This is a genomic window from Thermostichus sp. MS-CIW-26, from assembly GCF_054059115.1.
Map to the genome: position 1 here is coordinate 49,751 of NZ_JBSSBV010000013.1, position 15,704 is coordinate 65,454.

Sequence of the window (15,704 nt, forward strand, 5' to 3'; positions counted from 1 at the left end):
TTTCTGCTTTGCTTTGGCTACCATGTTGGCAGACTCGAAAGTAAACAGAAAGATCAACTGGTAGTAATCCGTACTGAACATATTATACATTATTTTCAGTATAGTTGAGCTTATTATTGACTAGAGTCATGCTCTTCCAGCGGATAGCCAGAGGCCACCGCCAAGGCTTCCAGAGAGCGAACGCCTGTGTAGGTGCGGCCATTGATGATCCAGGTGGGATAGCTGGTGATCCCCGCTTCTGTGCATTCTTGAGCTTGGGGAGTGCCGGGGCCGTTGGGGGAGCACTCCACGTAGGGCACTTGCTCAAAAGCCGATCCGAACAGCTCTTTCTGATCTTGACAATGGGGGCACCAATAGGCACCGTACATAGTGCCGCCGATCTGCCGCAGGTGGGCTGCTAACCCTACCGCCAGGGGGCTAGGCGGGGGAACTTGGTTGGCGTACACCCCAATCGTGGTCACCAATGTGAGAAAGGCCACCAGAATGTAGCTGAAGGCCAGCTTGCCCCAATCCAACCAGCGGTGGCCCAGCATGGTCACCAGCCATAGCCCTGCCACCAAGATGATCGCGGTGGTGCAGTACATGCAGAATTGCCGCAGCACCGCCACCATCAGGTAAAGCATGTACATCTCAAAGGCGGTCATGGCGGAAACCAAGCCAAACAGGGCCGGCCAGCGCCACCGCTTCACCAGTGGGATCCCATCCGGCAGCACCGCCAGCGCCAAGACTCCCAGAAACCCCAGCAGGCCAACAGCCGCTGTCGGGATCCCCAAAAACTCTGCCCAACGGCTGGAGAGTACCAGGTCACACCCTCCATCCCCAGTGCAGAAGGCGGCGGGCTGCTCCGTCAGCTTGGTGTAGGTGAGATAGGCCGTCAGCAGGGATCCCAGGCTGGCCAAGATCGCCAAGATCAGACGGGAATGGCGCTGCAGCCAGGTCTCTTCTTGGGCTTTGAGTTTGAGATAAGAAGCCATGGAGTTTCAGGGGTTTCAGCAGTTGGACACCCCCGATTATAGTGGGGTGGAGCTGGGCTCGTCCGTGGGATCCGACGCAGAAGAGCGCACCTGGGCGGCAAACCTGTCTCCCAGCGGATCCAGCTCCCATAGGGATCCCAGTTTGGAGTCGGAGATAGGCCGGTCACAGAGACCCCAACGGCGGCGGAAGTAGCGGGCTAGATCTCTTTCTGCCAGGGTCAGGTACACCGGTCGGCCATGGGGACAAGTGTGGGGATTGGCGGTGCGCTGCCAGGCTTCCAACAGCTTTTGCATCTGCTCTAGGGTCAGCGGGATCCCATTGCGCAAGGCCCCTCGACAGGCCACCGCCACCTGAGCTGCCTGCAAATCTTGACAGCGGCTGAGCTCTAGCAGGGATCCCTGTACCTCTTCCGGATCTTCCGACTCCAAAGCCAGAGGGATGCGTCGAATGAGATGGGTATTGGGGCCAAAGGGTTCTGGCTCCAGCCCCAACTGCTCCAACCGCTCCAGGGCTTGGGGCGATAGTCCTTGCAGCGTTATGGGCGTCTCCGGTGCTACCAGTTGCCAATGCTGCCGGATGTACTCGTAGCGAACTCGCTCGTGGGCCAGGTGCTGCTCCACCAGCCATAACCCCTGGGGGTGCTCTGCCAAGATGTAGGTCCGATGCAGTTGGGCCAGCGCCTTGAGGGGGGGCAAGGGAGAAGTTGGCCGGTCAGAGGGAGGAAAACGGCTCTGGAGATTGGGCGAGACTCGATAGACCACCTTGGCCTCGCTGGCCCGGATCAGATGCACAGAGCGGCGGCTGGCTTGCCCGGATCCCAATTGCAGAAGGGAGTGCAGGTGTTGGCGCAACTGCTCCTGGCGGGCCGTCAGATTCTCCAGGTAGAGCTCGCTTTTGGCAGGATGACGGTTCCAATCCACCTGCTCTGGGGGCAGGCGCAGGTGAACAACCACCAGTGGATGACGGTGGCGAGGCAACGCGTGGTGAAAAACCGACTGGATCAGCCGTTGCCAGTCGGGCATCTGCACAAACCGTCCGTTTACGGCCACACGGATCCAATCGGGGTGGGGGCGATGCAAGCGATCCGGTAGGCCCAGCACCACTTCCCAATCGCTATCCCCATCCTGGATCCGCCGATAGCGCAGATCCGTGGGATCCAACTGCGGCAACACCTGCAGCAGCAGATCTTGCAGAGATTTTCCCGGCCAGAGGCTGAGCAGCAATTGCCCTTCCTGATGCACCTGCCAACTGACCCAGGGATGGGCTAGGGCTGCATTCTGCACCAGGGTCAGGAGCGGGCGAGTTTGGGGCAAGGCCCGACGGCGCAGAGGCCAGTCGGCAAACAAATCCGCAACCGTGACCACCGTTCCCAAGGCAGTGGCTGCCGGCTGCTTGTGGATCAGCTCCCCCTGTCGGTCGTAGGCGGCCAGCCAGCCGTGAGCATCGTCAGCGTGGCGGGTTTGGATAGCCAGGGATCCCAAGCGGGCCAGGCTGTGCAAGGCTTCGCCCCGAAACCCCAGGCTGCAACCGTCCAACTTGCTGGTGGTGTGGCGACGGGCCACCTGCTCCAGCTCCGAAGCGGGGATCCCTTGGCCGTTATCGGCCACCCGCACCTGCCAGCGGCTGGGCCAGATCTCCACCTGAATGCGGGTGGCCTGAGCATCGAGGGCATTTTCCAGCAATTCTCGCAGAGCAGCCCCCAGCGAGTCGATCACCTCTCCCGCGGCCATCTGGGCGATCCGCTCTGGGTTCAGGGGTTGGATTTTGGACATGGAGTGAGTTGAGAAAGCAGACTCTCTTCCTGCCAGCTTGTCGCCAAAAGGCCAACAGCGCCGAGCTTTAGCTTAGCTCTCTCCCTCTGTTGCCAGTGGACAGCGCCTTGCCAATGGTTTTCATTAACTTCAAGGCTCCCCTCAGGCCAAGTGAAGGATTGAGGTTCCGCCTTCCTGCCCATCGGTAACCGCCAAGAACTTCGAGAAACTTCGAGAACAAGAGAGCTGAGCGGGTGGCCAGTCATAAGGAAACCTTAAAATCCCAAGGCCAGCCATCAGCCTCTACTAGGATTTAAATAGTAAAATTTCTCATTAAGGAGGAGATTATGGCAGCACAGCAAGCTCCGGCCCGAGAGCTATTCAAGGAGGCTTTTGAGAATCGCTACACCTGGGACAAAGACTTTCCTGGCTACCGAGCTGAGATAACCTACTTTCCCAAAGAAGGTGACAGCAGCCTCTCCTTCTCAGGAATTGTGAGTATTGACCGCAACATGAAGATCGATGTTGCCGGCGTCGAGGACGAGGAGATCCGCCAGAAAATACGGGAACAGATGTGGGAAGTCATGGTGCATCGCGTTCGTCATTCCTTCGACGAGGAACACGGTGGCCACACCTTTGCCTATGGAGAGCCACAAAATTCAGACATCACTGAAGTTCTTGTTTCGGGCTTATCTTCTACCGATAGGTACTGGGTTCAGGGCAAGCACATTCAAATGGTACATCGCCATCTTGCCAATCGGACAATTACAGTCTCAGTTCAAGAGTTTTACGATACAGGTGAGGGCTACCTACCCACTCACTACACTGCTGAGTATTGTAGCCCAGGAACTGGAGAAAAAACTCAAGCAAAGATGATCTACGAAGATCGTTATCAAAAAATAGGTCGGTATTGGATTCTGGTTGAGAGAAGAATTTGGGAAGAGCAGGATGGCCAAAAAAGTTCATCCCCTCAACTTTTCCTCTTCTCTAATATTCGATTTTTCGAATAGCTGAGAAAAATAAGTTTTTCTTTGCGGCTGTGGGCATCTCTCATTATAGAAGGTGATGAGGTGCTCACAGCCAAGCTCAAAACAGATGGCCACAGGGTACAGCCTGTTAAGGGCTCAAGGGGTACAATAGCAGCACTTAGCAAACCAACTTCGGAAGGAGGATGGATTGATCAGTAGTAAAGAAGTCTTCACTATCTGCTCCATGCTATATTTCCCAATTCTGCAAAGCTGCCGAATAAAATGCTTCAACACCGACCACATCATCTCAATGGGATTCAACTCCGGCGCATACACAGGCAGGTATAGGATTCGTGCTCCTGTCCCCCTAATCAATTCCTCAACTTCCCGACTCTTGTGGATATTTAAATTGTCCATAATCACAACCTTCCTCGCATCTAGCTTCGGACATAGCTCGCTTCTCAAAAACTCCAAAAAATCTCCTTTCTTCATCCCACCCTTGATGACACGACAGCCAACTACACCTCTCAAGGAAATAGCTCCAATAACCGTATACTTTTCACCCTTGTATCTCTGACGATAATGATAAGCCCTTTGACCACGTAAACTCCGAGATACTCTCCGCTCCATTCCCTCCCAGACTCCCGTCTGGTCGATGGCAATCAAATCCTCCGCTGGAATATTCCTGACTTCTTGACTATAAGCTAGTCGTTCCCTTTGCACCTCCTCTTCTTTGACTTTTGCACTGCGGTAGGTCTTTTTTTTAGAGTCATTCCTTGCTTTTTCAAGAAATTATGTATCGTGACGATGCTTACATTGATTCCTAAGCGCTCGCGCAACAGTTCTTGATACTGCCACAGGTAGAAGTCTGGGTGTTCTGTAATAATTGCCATCACTTCCTGCCGATGTTGTTCCAAAATGCCCACTCGCTTGGTGCCTGCTTTCTTAGGGGCTAAATCTTGAGTTTGTTGGTACTGACGCACTCAGCGGTGTACTGTTCTTTTGGTCACCATGAAGCGTTTAGCTACCTGGCGGATGGAGGTGTTACCTGCCTGATAGGCTGCTACAACTCTTTGCCGCAAATCCAAAGAATGAGTCGGCATTCCTTTCTCTCCTTCCTCTTGAATACCTGTACCCTATTTTAAATTAAAAGGCTGTATCTTTTTTGGAGTTACCTATGTCTAAGCTGGACTCAAAAAATGCACCTGGACACCAGGTACTGGCTGCGGCAGGTAAAAAGGCACTTCGACCGGGGGGCTTTGGCGCTACCGAACGGCTCTTCAAGTTTGCCGAGTTCCGTCGAGGAGAAACTGTGCTGGAACTTGCCTCAGGCCTTGGCTACACGGCTATTCGATTGGCAAAGCGCTATGGCATACATGTTACCGGCATTGAGAAAAATCCAGATAACATTGCTCGCACTCGCGCTAATGTTTCTGCAGCAGGGCTAGCCGGCCAAGTTGAGATCCTCGAGGGCGATATCTTTCACCTAGATCAAATCGATCAGAAATTTGACTATGTCTTGGCGGAAGCTATTTTAACAATGCAGTCCGATGCAGGAAAATCTAAGATTTTGTCAGGGATTTACAATTGTCTCAAGCCAGGGGGTAAGTTCCTCAGCCATGAGCTGCGAGTTGAGGGATCCAACAGCGACGCTATCCGCAAGGAGTTATCCTCCGTAATCCATGTCAATGCCAATCCTTTATCTACTGACAGCTGGCTTGCAACTGTTCAGCAAGCAAATCTTACGGTTGTCCAGTATGCCACCGGCCCCTTAACTTTGCTCAATCCCGTTGCTATTGCTACAGAGGAAGGATTGCCGACGCTCTTAACTATGGTGTGGAATGTGCTTACACGTCCTGTAATCCGGCAGCGGATCTTATCTATGAAGCAAATCTTTAGCCGATATCGAAATAACCTAGGCTACATCATACTGATTGCCAAGAAGGAGGCTTAATGATGTCTCTTGTCTCCCCTGAGTCACCTTTTTTGCAGCTCAAAGATCACATTGCTTATTCTGTGGAAGGAGTTCTCAGCAAGATCATTTGGAAAAGTGAAGTCTGCCAACATACTCTTTTCTGTATGGCGGGAGGCACAAGTATTTCCGAGCATACCTCCACAAGGGACGCTACTCTCCACGTCATTGAAGGAACTGGAGTCTTAACCCTTGCAGGTGAGAAGATCTCTCTATCTCCGGGCATATTTGTCTTAATTTCGGCAAATGTTCCCCATGAGTTAGAAGCCACTGCTGACCTTGCTTTTGTTCTGACTTTATCAAAGGCAAGTTAAGAACGCCGCCTTTTACTCAGCCAGCCGCTTAACATCGCCAAAGCAAACATTCCCAGCAAAGCAAAGCCCAGCAGCCACCTTCCCTGCTCTAGGATCCCTGCCCCCAGAGCCACTACTGGGGGTGTAGAGACGGCAATGCCCAAAGCTAGGGCGAGAAGAAAGTTCTGCCATTTTATTTGGGTTAGGCCGGCGGCGTAGGCGACAAAGTCGAATAGGCCCGTCATTAAAAAACCAGCTGTAAGAAAAATATTGTTTTCCAGATAGTTAGCTGAAAGGGCATCGACTTTGTACATCCATTGTCGCCCAACTACTCGCTGTACTAGGTCTCTACCAAACTTTCTGGCTAGGTAGAAGTTAAGTGTACAAGAGATAAAATCAGCAATTGCAATGTAAAGGATTCCCGATCCAAATCCAAAGAGGGCTCCTGCCAAGATGGAGTAAAGGGTGCTGGGTATGGCAGGAATAATAATACTCAGGGAGCGTAATCCAATCAGGGCAAGGGGTGCCCAGGGGCCTAGTTTTGCTATAAATTCTCGAGTTGCCTCTGGATCTAAGCGACGGGCCAGCAAGATGGCAGCTAACAGGACAACAAGCAACAACAGCAGTGAGAGGATGTCTTTCCTTTTTCTGGAATTGATTTTGCTGCTAGAGGACAAATCCTCTGAGGGGGTAGGGGACGATCCTACTGACTCGCCATCTGCTGACTTGTCAAAGGTAGTGCCGGGCGGATAATAGAGTTCATCCTTCAGGATCCAACCTGTTTTCTGTTGCAGATAGGCATGTGTGCTCAAGCCCAGACGCTTTGCCTCGGTGGCAACAGCCTTGTAGTCTAAGCCCAATAGCTCGCAGAGCTCTTTTTGTCGAATACCAGAAGGTGGCTGCATAGGGCAAAAGATCTCTACTTTCTCTGCTAGATGCTTAAGGTTTCCGAGGGATGCTCGAAGTAGGCATGATTTTCATAAGGCTTGTTTTGCTAGTGTAGAAGGTGTCATGTATTTTGCTTTTTAGAGGTTGATAATGATCTTGTGTATTGGCGATGTTCTTAGTTTAGCAGAATTGCAACAGATTCTGTCCCTCATAGCCGATGCTGAATTTGTGGATGGTGCTCTGACGGCAGGCTGGAATGCCAGGCTTGTCAAAAACAATAGGCAAATGCCAAAGGGATCCCTTCAGCAACGGAAGATAGAGGAGATTATCTTGGCAGCTCTAGAGCGTAATTTGTTGTTCCAGATGGCTGCCCGGCCCAAGCTCATTCATTCCATTTTAATTAGCTGCTACGAAGCGGGAATGTCCTATGGCACTCATACCGACGATGCGCTGATGCTCGATCGGCATCAGCTGATGCGCACGGATATTTCCTTTACGCTATTTCTAAGTGCCCCTGAAGACTATGATGGCGGTGAGCTGAAGATCGAGAGTAGCGAGGGGGAGCAAGCCTACAAGCTGCCGGCGGGTGCTTTGATCCTCTATCCTGCTTCCACCTTGCACCGAGTTGAGCCTGTAACCCGTGGGATCCGCTATGCTGCCGTCAGTTGGGTTCAAAGCCTAATTAGGGATCCGCAAGAACGCGAGATCCTCTTTGATTTACAGACTGTGCGGCAGCAGATGTTTCAGGAATCGGGCAAGACACGCCACTTTGATTTGATCTCCAAAGTTTACGCGAACCTGCTGCGGAAATGGGCAGAGCTCTAGAGGGATCGAAGAAAATAGAGCAGGGCTTCTCTGTCTTCAGCAGCCATATTTTTAAAGATCTCGCGGGAGCGTTCAGCTTCTCCCCCATGCCAGAGAATGGCCTCCTCGAGGCTGCGGGCGCGGCCATCGTGCAAATAGCCGGAGGAGGGCAGAACTGTCTGCGACAAGCCGATGCCCCACAAAGGGGGGGTGCGCCATTCTCGGCCCGTGGCCTCGAAGTCAGCGCGGCCATCTGCTAGTCCTTCGCCCATGTCATGCAACAGCAAATCGGTGTAGGGGTGGATGACTTGGTTGGCCAGGGCAGGGATCTCATGAATGCCGGTTTGTAGCTCTGGTCGGTGACACTTGGCGCATTGGGCTTGGACGAAGAGCTTTTCCCCTCGCTGAACTTGGGGATCCTGCCAAAGGGCGCGGCCAGGCACGGCCAGGGTTTGCACGTAAACGGTTGTCGCTTGGAGAGTGGCCTCGTCGATATCTTGGCTGCCATCCGCGGCCGGAAAAAGAGGATTCGTGACACCCATGTCGTTGGCGTAGGCGGCCGCAGTTTGTTGCCTGAGGTTGGGGGTATTGGCTTTCCAACCAAACCGTCCCAGCACCAGACGCTGCTGCTCTTGATCCCAAACCAAGTTGGGGCGGCCAGAGATGCCATCCCCATCGGCGTCGTCAGGATCGGCTGCTGCCAGGATCCTAGAAGCGGGAACGGCCTCCAGTAGGCCCGCTCCAAACACCGGCTGGGGGATCCGCAGGGAGATGAGGACAGGATCGATGGGCGATCCCTCCAGAGTTAACAGCTTTACAACAGGAGAACGCAGCCTGTAGGGAGTTCCGTCGGCGTACTCTCTGGTCTGCTCTACCCAGTGCAACTCCACCTTGGCCTCTGGCCGATAGCCCCGAACGGCCTTTTCTTGAACCTGCGTGCCGATGCCGGCCACAGGGGGAGTGTTGCTATGAGGAGCAATGGCCTCCCATCCAAAAGGCTGGGGATCCCCGCTTCTATCCAGGGATCCAACCTGGCTGACTCTGACGACCCGCTGCCCCTTGTCAGGAAAACCTCGGCCGTTTTTAACATGACAACCGGCGCAGGAGTTGTTGTTGAACAGAGGCCCAAGGCCGGGGTTAACAGGCGCCGGAGCGGTGACGAAGCGAGCCTCAAAGGCGATGTCCCCCAGGGCATGCAACCTGGCCCAGCGGGGATCCAAGTTGGGAGCCGGCTGCTCGTAGGCTGTTGAGGTGCGGTTCCAAAGGGTTGTTTCGCCACCCGCTCGAGGGGGCAATGGCTGGGATCCCTCTGGGGCAGCGGGGAAAGCCAGAAAGCTCGCCGCCCAAAGAGAGGCCAATCCCAGCATGAAAATCTGGAGAAGACGACGCATCGGCTATCAAAATATCGGCAACTCAGCTCTTTTGGGACTTTCTTACTACTGCAGGAGCGGCACAACTTCCTGAGCAAAGCTGTCGAAAGCGTCTTCAATTTTTTCCATAGCGGCAGTAATAGATCCACGGGCATTGGCATCGCAAAGGCTTTTTTCGATAGGGGCAGGGATCCCCTGGAGAGCCGCCGCCGCTGCTTGTAACTCCGACTGAATTTGACTATCCAAATTGGGATTGATGTCCCGGACAAATTGGCTCAGGCCACGACCTTTTCTATCTCTAAATCCGCCCAAGTAAGCATACTGAACGCTGCGCACATTGGCCTGGAACTCCGGCAGCGAATGGTGGGCAAAGCGACTTTCCAGCAGAAAAGGATTTTGCTGGGCGAAGGCTTCGCCAATTTTGACCTTGCCCAGCTCGTCCAACATGCCGAGAATACCTTGGGCTATTTCTTCAGCAGCAGCTTGCAGCGTGAGATAACTCTTGCTGCCCTCGCCGGCTTTTACCCATTCTTCGCGAAAAGCAGGCAGCCCTTGCACTCCCTCTGTCCAGCTTTTGAGCAGCTTTGCCGCCGTATCCGCCAAAACTGGGCCAAGGGCAGCCAAGTACTCCCGATCCCGCTCGGTAAAGTCTTGCAAAGACTTGTTGTTATCCACGCCAAAGAGCAAGAAGGCCACGGCATGAAATCCCTTTTGCCCGCTTTCCAACTCGGCCACGGTCTCTGGAGTGAGGGGATCGCCGCTGTTGAGAACTTCCAGCACCTCCACCTCGTTCAGGGGCCATTCGTCCAAATCCGCATCCAGCCCCAAATAAGCCGCCGGCCCAAAGGCAAAAGCCTCGCTCTCCTCCCAAGTGATGCGGGCAACAGACCAAGCCTGGCGAGCCGCTTGCAAAGTCTGGGCATTGGGATCTTGCACGAAGGCCTGGATGGCCTGAGACAGGGCCTGGGTATCGGCGACCAACTGCTCATAGGCAGGGATCACCACCTGATCGGCAAAGTCGAGCAAAATCTGCCGATCCTGAAACCGCTGCTCAGGAGAGAGCACAACGGCTGGCCGGCGAGAGCCTGCCCCTTCTTCCCCACCCTCGCCGCCGCCATCCACCGGGATAGGCCGACACTCCGGGTTCATTTGAGCTGCCTGCTGAGGCGAAGCCTGGCTCAGGGCCGGTGGATCCCCGCCGCCCGCAGCCGAGGGATCCTTTTGGGTTTCCCCGCAAGCGGCCCCGCTGACCAGAACATAAAGCCCTATCCCCGTCCACAGCTTCAGATACCTCGACATCTCCTCCGACTCCTTTGCCCTCGACTTGGCCAACTTTGGCTTGATTGTAATCCAGCTATTGCGACTCAATCTTAAGAAGGGAGAGATTTTTATCACCGGCTGCCACCGGATCGCCCGGCTCGTCCCTCTGCGGGCCAGCTTCCATCTGCAGCTTCCCCAGGTGGGGCTATGGGCGGATACAAGTCCGACTCTTAACAAAACTTAACTCTAAAGACATTGATATTTGTTTGCAAGAAGCCTAGAGTAGGTCACAGCTCGCTGTTGAGATTTACTCTCAACAGTTGGTTACGTGTCTCGAAAGGATGTGTCCGTGCGGCCAGAGGCGGGCCTGGGGCAAGGTCTCTGGCCTTTTCCTAGAAAAGCTTGTTTAGAAACGCAAGAGGAGCGGAGATGACAGCGACGACACTCAAGCAAGAAGGGGGATCTAGCTCGCAACAACAGATCCCGTGGTGGGCGGGCAACGCCCGTTTGACCGATCTTTCTGGCCGGCTGCTGGGGGCGCATGTGGCCCATGCCGGGCTGATCGTTCTCTGGGCAGGGGCGATGACCCTGATCGAGTTGGCCAAGTTTGACCCCAGCCGACCGATGTATGAGCAGGGGCTGATTCTCTTGCCCCACCTGGCCAGCTTGGGGCTGGGGGTGGGATCCGGCGGGGAAGTCCTGGATACGGATATCTACTTTGCGGTGGGAGCGATCCACCTCATCAGCTCTGCCTTTTTGGGGTTTGGCGGCATTTTTCATGCCCTGCGCGGGCCGGCGGTGCTGGATCCCAAAGCCTTTCCCCTGTTTAGCTACGACTGGCAAGACAAAAACAAGATGACCACCATCCTAGGGATCCACCTGGTGCTGCTGGGATTGGGAGCCTGGCTTTTGGTGCTCAAGGCAGTGGTGTTTGGCGGCTTGTTCGACCCGGTGGCAGGAGAGGTGCGCCTGGTGTCTCCCAACTGGAACCCCTTTGGCCACCTGTTGGGCATAGAAGGGCGCCACTGGATCGCCGGGGTGGACACTTTAGAAGACGTGGTGGGCGGCCACCTCTGGCTGGGCTTGCTCCTGGTGTCAGGTGGGGTTTGGCATATCGCGACCAAGCCTTTTGCCTGGGCAGAACGGATTTTTATCTGGTCTGGGGAAGCTTATCTTTCCTACAGCTTGGGAGCTTTGGCCTTGATGGGATTTATTGCCGCCTATTTCGTTGCCGTTAACCCAGTGGTCTATCCCGAAGTTTTCTATGGGCCGCTGCTGCAGGTGGGCTTGGATCGCTATCCCTTCTTTGAGCAAGGGGGAGCTCTCACATCTAGGGTTTGGCTGGCCAATGCCCATTTTTGGCTGGCCTTTTTCTTCCTTCAGGGCCACCTGTTCCATGCCCTGAAAGCCCGAGGATTCAATTTCCGTACCGGCAGAGTAGAGCTCGCTGCACAGCAGGCCTAACGGCACGCTGAAGGCATTGACTATCTAGCCATCTGATTTTGAGCTTCGCACTTGCAGTTTCGAGGTAGGAGCAATGGCAAAAATAGGTCTATTTTTCGGCACTCAAACCGGAAATACCGAAAGAGCTGCCGAGATGATTCAAAAAGAGCTGGGCGAAGACAATGTAGATTTAATTGACATTGCCGAGGCCAGCATTGAGGACTTTGAGAAGTACGACTACTTAATCATCGGCTGTCCAACTTGGAATATTGGGGAGCTTCAGGCTGATTGGGATGGTTTTTTCCCAAATTTGGATGAGATCGATTTTTCCGGTAAGACGGTAGCCTACTTTGGAGTTGGGGATCAGTTGGGCTATCCCGACAACTTTCAAGATGCCATGGGGATCCTGGCCGAAAAAATTGCCGAGCGTGGCGGCAAAAATGTCGGCTCCTGGCCTACAGAAGGCTACGAGTTCAACGAGTCTAAGGGAGTGGTTGACGGTGAGTTTGTCGGCCTTGCTCTGGACGAAGATAACCAACCAGAGCTGACGGAAAAACGAATTAAAGAGTGGACGGCTAAACTAAAAACGCTCTTCAATCTGTAATTCAAACCCGGCTTCTTAACTTGTCATTGATACTGTGGGAGTTTGTCATGACCGGCGCAGTTCTATCTTCATCGCCTACTTCTGCTGAGGGATCCCCTCAGGTCAGTTGGTTGGCAGGGAATGCTCGTTTGCTCAACCTATCCGGAAAGCTGCTGGGGGCCCACGTGGCCCATGCGGGGCTGATCATGCTGTGGGCCGGCGGCATGACCTTGTTCGAGGTGGCCCACTGGGATCCAAATCAACCTATGTACAGCCAGGGGCTGATTTTGTTGCCCCATCTGGCCAGCTTGGGCATCGGCGTCAACGCAGAAGGGGTGGTTACGGATCCCTATCCCTTTTTTGTCGTGGGCGTTCTGCACCTAATTGCCTCGGCAGTGCTGGGGGCAGGAGGGATCTTCCATGCCCTTTTGGGACCAGAGGTGCTGAGCAAGGGGAAAACCTTTGCCGAGTTTTTCGGCTACGACTGGGAAGATGACGACAAGATGACCACCATCCTCGGCATCCACCTGCTGCTGCTGGGGCTGGGTGCATGGCTGCTGGTGGCCAAGGCTCTCTTTTGGGGAGGGCTGTACGATGCCAACCTGGGCCGCGTGCGGATCGTTGCGGATCCCACCCTCAATCCGCTGCGGATCTTCGCCTACTTGACGCCGCTGATGGGTCAGCAGGGCATGGCCGCCGTGGACAACCTGGAAGACCTGGTGGGGGGACACATCTACGTGGGCCTGCTCTGCGTGCTGGGGGGATGGTGGCACATAGCCACGCGCCCCTTTGCCTGGGCCAAGCAAGTCTTGATCTACTCGGGCGAAGCCTACCTCTCCTACAGCCTGGGGGCCCTGGCTTACATGGGCATCTTGGCGGCCTATTTTGTCAGCGTCAATGAGATCGCCTACCCTGCGGCTTTTTACGGGCCGCTGGGGCTGGCCGCTGACGAAAGGGGAATTGTAAGCAGCCGTACCTGGTTGGCTACAGCCCACTTTGTCTTGGGGATCCTGTTTTTGGCGGGGCACATCTGGCATGCCATCCGGGCGCGGGCGGCGGCCAGCGGCTTTGACTTCCAGCGCGGGGGCTGGGTGCGAGCCACAGATCCCCAGGTGGGCAACTTGGACACGCCGGTAAACCAGGGCGATCTCACCCTGCTGCTGCTGCAAAACCTGCCCATCTACCGGGAGGGCTTGTCGCCTTTCCTGCGCGGTTTGGAGATCGGCATGGCCCATGGGTACTTCCTGGTGGGGCCGTTTTACAAGTTGAGTCCGCTGCGGAATTCGGAGCAAGCCCTGACGGCAGGTACGCTGGCGGCCATTGGTCTGGTGCTGATCCTAACGGTTTGTCTTTCGATCTATGGACGAGTCTCTTTTCCGCGCTCGCGGCTGGTGGCGGTGGTGAACACCCCCTATGGAGAGGTGGCCTATCCGACGCCGGGAGTGCAACTGATGGCGGAATCGCAGGGATCCCCTCAGCCGGTGCGAGTACCGGCAGGATCGGAGGACTTGCCCGAAAACTTGCGCACCCGTGCCGGCTGGAGCCAGTTGGCGGGAGGGTTTCTGGTGGGCGGCGTTGGCGGTGCCCTGTTTGCCTACATGCTCCTGAACAGTGCGGACGTGTTGGCCCAGATTTTGCCTGGGCTGTGAATGAGGTTTGAGGCTCCCTGGTTCGGGGATCTGCAGAAAGGAGAGGGGTATTGTCCCCTCTCCTCTATCCAGATCGGCTCGGATCCTTTGGGCCGCATTTTCCAATGGCAATTGCACTGTTCACAATTGCATGGTTCAACCGCACTTTGCCGGTTGGTTTCTGGCTACTGGACTTTGTAGATCTTTTGTTTGGCTAGCAGCCTTGATGGTTTTAACAGTCGAGATGGAATAGCGAATATGAGTTTAAGCTCCGCTTCTGCGCTCGCTTTTGAGGCCCTGTATCTGGGCATTTCTCCCAGTCTCAAGCTCTTTGATCAGCCTTTATTAGGATCCCTGGGGAAATGCTTTCGGATAGCATACTGGGAGTACCACCAAACCCAGGATGAGCCTTGTAGCCTGGAGACTGTAATCACGCTGCTATACGAATATCTCAAAGCTTGGGATCGACCCGTTCATCTTATCGGCCACGGCTTGAGCGGGGTGGCCGCTTATCTTTTTGCCTGCCGTTACCCACAGCGGGTACAGTCTCTGACCTTGCTGGCCGTGGGAGGTTGGCCTGCTACCACTTGGCATGCCCATTTCTATGTGCAGCGAAAAATCTTTTGCTGGAGTCGGGAACAACTCTTGGTGCGTATAGCCCAGAGCCTTCTACCTACTTCAGAACAGTGGCGAGCACGCTCACTCTCCTATGCTCTGGCTAAAGATTTGGATACTTCTCCCATACCTCACTCCCTATTTCAGGTGATAGCGATTCCAGCCCAGAAAGTGTCGGTGCCGATGTTGGTTTGCGCCAGCAAGGATGACCCCATTGTGGATCCTGCTTCGCTCGAGAAGTGGAGAAACCACCTAAAGCCAGGGGATCAAATGTGGTTTTGCCCTGGGGGGCGACATTTTTTTCATTATTCTTTTCCAAGTTTGGTCAATCTGAAAATAATGGATTTTTGGCAGGAATTGCGTAAACTTCAGCCCAGCATGGCTTAGGGCGGCTGGACTTTCGCGGGATGATAGAATGGCTACTCATCCAAACAGCAGAGGAGCTCCGTTTGCAGCTAGGGCGAAGCAGCCCAGGTGGAGCCCCTGACAACAGGAAAACGGGCAGGGGTGGAATGAGGCCATTGAGCTCCCGGTAAAATTGATAGAATAGGGCAAGCCCCCAACTTGGATAGGGAATGGGCTTGACCGCGGAATCCTCGGCTATGTTCGACAAACTGCTCTTTCCCATCGATAACTCGCGTGAAACCAGCCACGCCTTGCCCTTGGTGGCGGACATAGCACAGCGCTACAAGAGCCAAGTGTATTTGCTTTCTGTGCTGGATGATACGGAGCTTGACCCGGAGCGAGCCGAGCAAGCCCGGCAGAACATCCACAACCTGCTTAAGCAAACGGAGTCTGGCCTGCATCAAATCGGCCTTAGCAACGTCAAGAGTGAGTATCGAGAGGGGAAGGTACCTTTTGTCATCTGTGATGTGGCAGACGAGCTGGAGATCAGCCTGATTGTGATGGGCTGCCGCGGCCTCACCCTATCTGGAGAGGGGCAGAACAACTCCGTGAGCCACCGCGTGATCGATCTCTCCCCCTGCCCGGTGTTGGTCGTGCCCTGAGGAGAGGGATCCCATTGACCAAAAGGCGCGGCAAGCCCCGTCCTTCAGGGCAGGGAAGGATAGCGCCGACCGTAGCCGACGCCCTTTAAAAACGCAGTGTCGGCCATGTGAATATCGTTGTCATCACGCATAGGCCAAGAATACGAT

General features: G+C 54.6%; 14 protein-coding genes and 1 pseudogene. 9 read left to right on the forward strand and 6 right to left on the reverse strand.

The genetic code is table 11. The features are described 5' to 3' along the window. Positions 1-113: 113 nt before the first annotated feature. Together ACVWZU_RS06465 and mutL are read right to left on the reverse strand one after the other, a co-directional pair. Entirely contained in the window at positions 114-974 is an 861-nt protein-coding gene (locus tag ACVWZU_RS06465; RefSeq protein ID WP_457443977.1) for a vitamin K epoxide reductase family protein, read from the reverse strand. Positions 975-1,010: 36 nt separating this feature from the next. Further along, entirely contained in the window at positions 1,011-2,747 is a 1,737-nt protein-coding gene (gene mutL, locus ACVWZU_RS06470; protein WP_457443979.1) for a DNA mismatch repair endonuclease MutL, read from the reverse strand. Between the two features lie 326 nt (positions 2,748-3,073). Here mutL and ACVWZU_RS06475 point away from each other — a divergent pair, with 326 nt between their 5' ends. Further along, positions 3,074-3,736: a DUF3386 domain-containing protein gene (locus tag ACVWZU_RS06475; RefSeq protein WP_457443981.1), complete on the forward strand. Its 663-nt coding sequence runs from the start codon at positions 3,074-3,076 to the stop codon at positions 3,734-3,736. A 114-nt stretch (positions 3,737-3,850) separates the two neighbouring features. Here ACVWZU_RS06475 and ACVWZU_RS06480 read toward each other — a convergent pair. Then, positions 3,851-4,797 (reverse strand): annotated as a pseudogene (locus tag ACVWZU_RS06480) (IS630-like element ISSoc15 family transposase). Between the two features lie 74 nt (positions 4,798-4,871). On the opposite strand from ACVWZU_RS06480, the gene ACVWZU_RS06485 reads away from it, so the two are divergent. Together ACVWZU_RS06485 and ACVWZU_RS06490 are read left to right on the forward strand one after the other, a co-directional pair. Further along, complete coding sequence (locus ACVWZU_RS06485; protein WP_414358094.1) at positions 4,872-5,648, forward strand: SAM-dependent methyltransferase; 777 nt, start codon at positions 4,872-4,874, stop codon at positions 5,646-5,648. Beyond that, entirely contained in the window at positions 5,648-5,980 is a 333-nt protein-coding gene (locus ACVWZU_RS06490) for a cupin domain-containing protein (protein ID WP_011433845.1), read from the forward strand. Before ACVWZU_RS06485 ends, ACVWZU_RS06490 begins: the two co-directional genes overlap by 1 nt. On the opposite strand, the gene ACVWZU_RS06495 is transcribed toward ACVWZU_RS06490, so the two are convergent. Continuing rightward, complete coding sequence (locus ACVWZU_RS06495) at positions 5,977-6,864, reverse strand: TVP38/TMEM64 family protein (protein ID WP_228375352.1); 888 nt, start codon at positions 6,862-6,864, stop codon at positions 5,977-5,979. The two genes, ACVWZU_RS06490 and ACVWZU_RS06495, sit on opposite strands and share 4 nt — an antisense overlap. Before the next feature lie 133 nt (positions 6,865-6,997). On the opposite strand from ACVWZU_RS06495, the gene ACVWZU_RS06500 reads away from it, so the two are divergent. Continuing rightward, on the forward strand, positions 6,998-7,672 hold the full coding sequence (locus ACVWZU_RS06500) for a Fe2+-dependent dioxygenase (RefSeq protein WP_011431398.1): 675 nt from the start codon (positions 6,998-7,000) through the stop codon (positions 7,670-7,672). Here the strand turns inward: ACVWZU_RS06500 and ACVWZU_RS06505 are convergent. After that, complete coding sequence (locus ACVWZU_RS06505) at positions 7,669-9,042, reverse strand: di-heme oxidoreductase family protein (protein WP_011433844.1); 1,374 nt, start codon at positions 9,040-9,042, stop codon at positions 7,669-7,671. The genes ACVWZU_RS06500 and ACVWZU_RS06505 overlap by 4 nt on opposite strands. Before the next feature lie 45 nt (positions 9,043-9,087). Next, positions 9,088-10,320, reverse strand: a complete 1,233-nt coding sequence (locus ACVWZU_RS06510) for an imelysin family protein (protein WP_011433843.1) — start codon at positions 10,318-10,320, stop codon at positions 9,088-9,090. 390 nt (positions 10,321-10,710) lie between these two features. On the opposite strand from ACVWZU_RS06510, the gene ACVWZU_RS06515 reads away from it, so the two are divergent. The 5 genes from ACVWZU_RS06515 (at position 10,711) to ACVWZU_RS06535 (ending at position 15,557) form a co-directional block, all read left to right on the forward strand. Beyond that, entirely contained in the window at positions 10,711-11,745 is a 1,035-nt protein-coding gene (locus tag ACVWZU_RS06515; protein WP_099812753.1) for a chlorophyll a/b binding light-harvesting protein, read from the forward strand. A 73-nt stretch (positions 11,746-11,818) separates the two neighbouring features. Further along, entirely contained in the window at positions 11,819-12,328 is a 510-nt protein-coding gene (gene fldA / locus ACVWZU_RS06520; RefSeq protein WP_414374508.1) for a flavodoxin FldA, read from the forward strand. A gap of 47 nt (positions 12,329-12,375) precedes the next feature. Continuing rightward, complete coding sequence (locus ACVWZU_RS06525; RefSeq protein WP_414374509.1) at positions 12,376-13,956, forward strand: chlorophyll a/b binding light-harvesting protein; 1,581 nt, start codon at positions 12,376-12,378, stop codon at positions 13,954-13,956. A 189-nt stretch (positions 13,957-14,145) separates the two neighbouring features. Next, positions 14,146-14,937, forward strand: coding sequence for an alpha/beta fold hydrolase (locus tag ACVWZU_RS06530; RefSeq protein ID WP_414374510.1), 792 nt, complete (start codon positions 14,146-14,148; stop codon positions 14,935-14,937). Positions 14,938-15,152: 215 nt separating this feature from the next. Further along, on the forward strand, positions 15,153-15,557 hold the full coding sequence (locus tag ACVWZU_RS06535; RefSeq protein ID WP_011433838.1) for a universal stress protein: 405 nt from the start codon (positions 15,153-15,155) through the stop codon (positions 15,555-15,557). Positions 15,558-15,704 lie beyond the last annotated feature (147 nt).

Bases quoted from the DNA above. Each gene is read 5' to 3' on its own strand.
- ACVWZU_RS06525 (WP_414374509.1), top strand. From the start codon at position 12,376: ATGACCGGCGCAGTTCTATCTTCATCGCCTACTTCTGCTGAGGGATCC.
- ACVWZU_RS06475 (WP_457443981.1), top strand. From the start codon at position 3,074: ATGGCAGCACAGCAAGCTCCGGCCCGAGAGCTATTCAAGGAGGCTTTT.
- fldA (WP_414374508.1), top strand. From the start codon at position 11,819: ATGGCAAAAATAGGTCTATTTTTCGGCACTCAAACCGGAAATACCGAA.
- ACVWZU_RS06485 (WP_414358094.1), top strand. From the start codon at position 4,872: ATGTCTAAGCTGGACTCAAAAAATGCACCTGGACACCAGGTACTGGCT.
- ACVWZU_RS06505 (WP_011433844.1), bottom strand. From the start codon at position 9,042: ATGCGTCGTCTTCTCCAGATTTTCATGCTGGGATTGGCCTCTCTTTGG.
- mutL (WP_457443979.1), bottom strand. From the start codon at position 2,747: ATGTCCAAAATCCAACCCCTGAACCCAGAGCGGATCGCCCAGATGGCC.
- ACVWZU_RS06535 (WP_011433838.1), top strand. From the start codon at position 15,153: ATGTTCGACAAACTGCTCTTTCCCATCGATAACTCGCGTGAAACCAGC.
- ACVWZU_RS06500 (WP_011431398.1), top strand. From the start codon at position 6,998: ATGATCTTGTGTATTGGCGATGTTCTTAGTTTAGCAGAATTGCAACAG.
- ACVWZU_RS06490 (WP_011433845.1), top strand. From the start codon at position 5,648: ATGATGTCTCTTGTCTCCCCTGAGTCACCTTTTTTGCAGCTCAAAGAT.
- ACVWZU_RS06515 (WP_099812753.1), top strand. From the start codon at position 10,711: ATGACAGCGACGACACTCAAGCAAGAAGGGGGATCTAGCTCGCAACAA.
- ACVWZU_RS06495 (WP_228375352.1), bottom strand. From the start codon at position 6,864: ATGCAGCCACCTTCTGGTATTCGACAAAAAGAGCTCTGCGAGCTATTG.
- ACVWZU_RS06465 (WP_457443977.1), bottom strand. From the start codon at position 974: ATGGCTTCTTATCTCAAACTCAAAGCCCAAGAAGAGACCTGGCTGCAG.
- ACVWZU_RS06510 (WP_011433843.1), bottom strand. From the start codon at position 10,320: ATGTCGAGGTATCTGAAGCTGTGGACGGGGATAGGGCTTTATGTTCTG.